The sequence below is a fragment of the Paraburkholderia sp. SIMBA_054 genome (genome assembly GCF_046534875.1).
Classification (GTDB): Bacteria; Pseudomonadota; Gammaproteobacteria; order Burkholderiales; family Burkholderiaceae; genus Paraburkholderia; species Paraburkholderia hospita.
Window position 1 is genome coordinate 1 of sequence record NZ_JAWRXV010000267.1, and the last position, 434, is coordinate 434.

The window sequence follows — 434 nt, forward strand, 5'->3', positions numbered from 1 at the left end:
CTCCGCGCGAGTCGATACTGAAACCGTTCGAAGCCTATCTTCGGGAACGGATCGCGTCAGCGGCACCGGACTGGATTCCAGCGACAGTTCTGTGGCGCGAGATTCAGTCGAAGGGATTCGATGGCGGCGAAAGAATCGTGCGCAAGTTCGTTGCCACACTGAGGCCTGTACCGACGCCCGATCCTTTGGTGCGATTCGAGACTGCTGCGGGCGATCAGATGCAGGTCGACTGGGTCGAGTTCCGCAGGCGCAAAGGAGCGAATCTGTTCGCATTTGTAGCCACTCTCGGCTATAGCCGTGCGACCTACGTCGAATTCGTTTCCGACATGCGGCTCGATACTTTGCTGAGGTGTCACGTCAACTGTTTCAACTGGTTCGGCGGTGTGCCGCGCCGGGCGCTGTACGACAATATGAAGACCGTTGTCATCGAACGG

The 434-nt window shown here is 58.1% G+C and carries 1 protein-coding gene; it reads left to right on the forward strand.

What is annotated here, in order from left to right; genetic code table 11:
* Positions 1 to 434, forward strand: a 434-nt coding sequence (locus SB822_RS55060) for a DDE-type integrase/transposase/recombinase (protein ID WP_410858843.1), incomplete at both ends; no start/stop codon positions are given.